At 73.6% G+C, this 3,140-nt stretch carries 4 protein-coding genes; 1 reads left to right on the top strand and 3 read right to left on the bottom strand.

Features of this window, described 5'->3' with window-relative positions; all coding sequences use genetic code 11:
• Positions 1–32 precede the first annotated feature (32 nt).
• The 3 genes from AB0M20_RS34620 to AB0M20_RS34610 form a co-directional block, all read right to left on the bottom strand.
• Positions 33–155 (bottom strand): 50S ribosomal protein L36, encoded by a 123-nt coding sequence (locus AB0M20_RS34620; RefSeq protein WP_364304590.1) that lies wholly within the window; start codon positions 153–155, stop codon positions 33–35.
• A 65-nt stretch (positions 156–220) separates the two neighbouring features.
• Positions 221–1,546: an MFS transporter gene (locus AB0M20_RS34615; protein ID WP_364304588.1), complete on the bottom strand. Its 1,326-nt coding sequence runs from the start codon at positions 1,544–1,546 to the stop codon at positions 221–223.
• 5 nt (positions 1,547–1,551) lie between these two features.
• Entirely contained in the window at positions 1,552–1,914 is a 363-nt protein-coding gene (locus AB0M20_RS34610; RefSeq protein ID WP_364304586.1) for a VOC family protein, read from the bottom strand.
• A gap of 126 nt (positions 1,915–2,040) precedes the next feature.
• Between AB0M20_RS34610 and AB0M20_RS34605 the strand changes: the two genes are divergently transcribed.
• On the top strand, positions 2,041–3,140 hold a 1,100-nt coding region (locus tag AB0M20_RS34605), incomplete at its 3' end, for a LuxR C-terminal-related transcriptional regulator (RefSeq protein ID WP_364304584.1).

Below are 3,140 nucleotides of genomic sequence, written 5' to 3'. Positions count from 1 at the left end.
ACCGGCCGTGCCACGCACATCGTCTGCGGGGATCAGCCCTGGCGGCCGTTCCAGCGCGGGTTCTTGCGGTTGATGACGACCAGCCGGCCGCGGCGGCGGACCACCACGGAGCCGGCCTTGCTCTTCAGCGACCGCAGCGAGTTGCGCACCTTCATGACAGACCTTCTTCCGCGCCCACCCTCGTGGCGGCGCACCCCCTTCAACTGCTGGACAACGGTTGTCATTCCCGTTTGGCCCTCCCGCCGCCGGCGGCGAGGACGGCGCCGAGAGCGATGGTCAGCAACGCCGACGCGAGCAGCGTGGGACGCGCACCGAGAGCGGTCACGGCAGGGCCGCCGGCGAGCGTGCCCAGGGCGGTCGACGGGATGGTCAGTGCGGTTCGGGCGGCGAGCACCCGGCTGAGCATGTGCGGCGGGCTGACCAGTTGGAACAGCGCGACGCAGATGGCGGTGAACGGTCCGTAGATCAGGCCGCCGACGGCCAGGCCGGCGAGGCCCAGCCACACCGTCCCGGTCAGTGCGATCGGCAGCAGGGCGGCGCCCCACCCCATGATGATCACGGCGACGACGGCGAAGAGGCGACCGTTGCGCAGCAGGCCGGCGCCCAGCCCGCCGGCGACCGCGCCGATGCCGAAGGCGGTCCAGTACGCGCCGAGCAGCGCGGGGGAGCCGCCCAGATCTCGGGCGACGTAGATCGGCAGGGCGACCTCGACCGGCCCGTACAGGAAGTAGAAGACGCACGTGACGGCCGTGAGGCCGAGCAGTCGGGGCGTGCCGACGATGGTCCGCCAGCCGGCTGTGCTGCTTCCGGCCGCTGAGCCTTCGGCAAGGGCTGTGTTGCTTCCGGCCGCTGAGCCTTCGGCAAGGGCTGTGTTGCTTCCGGCCGCTGAGCCTTCGGCAAGGGCGGAGAACCCGGCCGCGCGTCGCCCGGCCCTGGCGGTCATGCAACTGACCGCCAGGATGGCGAAGCTGGCCGCGTCCGCCCCGATCACCCAGCCCGGCCCGGCGACGGCGCTGATGGCCCCGGCGAGCGCCGGGCCGACCACGAACGCGGCCTGGTTGAACGTTGAGACCAGCGCATTGCCGGCCACCCGGTGCCGCTCCGGCAGCTGTTCGGCGACCAGCGTGTACGTGCCGGCGCTGCCCCAGGCGTGCAGCAGCGACGACGCGGCCAGCAGCAGGACGTAGCCGACCGGACCAAGCCGGCCGGTCACGGCGAGCACTGCGGTGGTGCCGAGGGCCACGGCGCGCACCGACGCGTCGACCGCGACCAGGCCGGCCCCGCTGAACCGCCGCACGAGCCGGCCGAAGACCGCGGCGCCGAGCGTCGCGGGCAAGGTGTAAGCGGCGATCGCGAGCCCGGTCCAGGCGGCCGCCTGGTCCGCGGGTGCGATCTGCACCGCGAGCCAGGCGACCGCGACCACGCTCATCCCATCGCCCAGTGCCGACACCGCCAGCCCGGGAAGGATCCTGCGCAGGACCGGTTGGTCGACCACCGGAGCGTACGACCGGAAGCGGGACGCCGATGCCGGCGACTGGACGGCCATCGGGATCAGCGGTCCTGGATGAGCCCGAGGACATTGCCGTCGGGGTCGGTGACGGTGGCGACCAGGCGTCCGCCGCCGACGTCGTGTGCGGGCTCGCTGATGGTGGCCCCGGCGTCCGTCACCTCGGCCAGCTTCACCGCGAGGTCCGGCACGTGCCAGTACGCCACCGGCGAGCCGATCTTCTGCGGCCCGCCGCCGGGCACCAGCCCGATCTGCTGGCCGGCGACGTCGAAGCCGACGTAGTACGGGCCGTCGGTCTGCGGCGGCACGCCGAGCAGGGCGGTGTACATCGCCTTGGCGGTGGCCAGATCGGACACCGGGTGCAGAACCGTCTGGATGCCGAACGTGGTGGTGGTCGTGTCGTTCATCGTGACTCCTCAAGTCGGGGAAACTGCAGGTCGTTGGGACTGCACTCAGCATCTCGGGCAGGTCCCGCCCGGACATCCGTAGTGACTACGGATTCGGCTACGGAACCGATGGGGCAGGATGGGCCCGTGGCGCCGAACGTGGAGGTCTCGACCCGGGAAGCCGAGGTGCTGGCTCTGGTCGGGGAGCACCTGACCAATGCCGAGATCGGCGCCCGGCTGTTCATCTCGACCCGCACGGCCGAGAGTCACGTCGCCGCCCTGCTGCGCAAGCTGGGTGTGCCGGACCGGCGAGCGCTCGCGCAGCGCGCGGCCGGGCTGACCGGCGCCGGCCGTACGCAACCCGCCCCGGTTCTGCCGGCCCAGCTGACCTCGTTCGTCGGGCGGACGGCGGAGCGGGCCGACCTGGCCGAGATGATTCGTACGCATCGGCAGGTGACCGCGGTCGGCCCCGGCGGGGTCGGCAAGACCCGGCTTGCCCTCGCGGTGGCCGCGGACGCCGCGGACGCCTACCCCGACGGCGTGTGGTTCGTCGACCTGGTGCCGATCACCGACCCGCAGCGGGTCGCGGCGGCTCTCGCCGGCGCACTGGGCCTGGGCGAGCAGCCCGGCCGCACGCTGGACGAATGGGTGGTCGCCGCGCTGGCCGACCGGCACGCCCTGCTGGTGCTGGACAACTGCGAGCACGTGCTCGAGGGCGTGGTGCCGCTGCTCGAGCGGCTGCTCGCGACGTGCCCCGGGCTGACGGCCCTGGCGACCAGCCGGGCCCGGCTGATGGTGCCGTTCGAGCGGGTCTACGAAGTGCCGCCGCTGTCGCTGGCCGGCGGCGCCGCGTCGGAGGCGGTCGCGCTCTTCATGGACCGCGCGGGGGCGGTGGGCCGGCCGCCGGATCCCGCGCAGAGCCACCACATCGCCTCGTTCTGCGCGCGTCTGGACGGGATGGCGCTGGCCGTCGAGCTGGCCGCCGCCCGGTGGCCCACGCTCGGCGTCGACGGGCTCACCGCCGCCCTGGCCGACCCGCTGCGGATGCTCGCCGGCGGCTCCCGCGCCGACGACCGGCACCGCTCGATCCGCGCGGCGCTGGACTGGAGTCACGCCCTGCTGGACCCGGCCGATCGCGCGCTGCTGCGCCGGGTCGATCTCCTTGCCCAGGCCGGGAGAGCCGATCACCAGCTCGCCGGTGACGGCCAGGATCAGCGCGACCGAGGCGGCCAGCCGCACACCGGTCA

This window comes from Actinoplanes sp. NPDC051633, assembly GCF_040681735.1.
Taxonomy (GTDB): Bacteria; Actinomycetota; Actinomycetes; order Mycobacteriales; family Micromonosporaceae; genus Actinoplanes.
This window is presented reverse-complemented; position numbering and strand designations above follow the sequence as displayed.

Bases quoted from the DNA above. Each gene is read 5' to 3' on its own strand.
- AB0M20_RS34615 (WP_364304588.1), bottom strand. From the start codon at position 1,546: ATGGCCGTCCAGTCGCCGGCATCGGCGTCCCGCTTCCGGTCGTACGCT.
- AB0M20_RS34620 (WP_364304590.1), bottom strand. From the start codon at position 155: ATGAAGGTGCGCAACTCGCTGCGGTCGCTGAAGAGCAAGGCCGGCTCC.
- AB0M20_RS34610 (WP_364304586.1), bottom strand. From the start codon at position 1,914: ATGAACGACACGACCACCACCACGTTCGGCATCCAGACGGTTCTGCAC.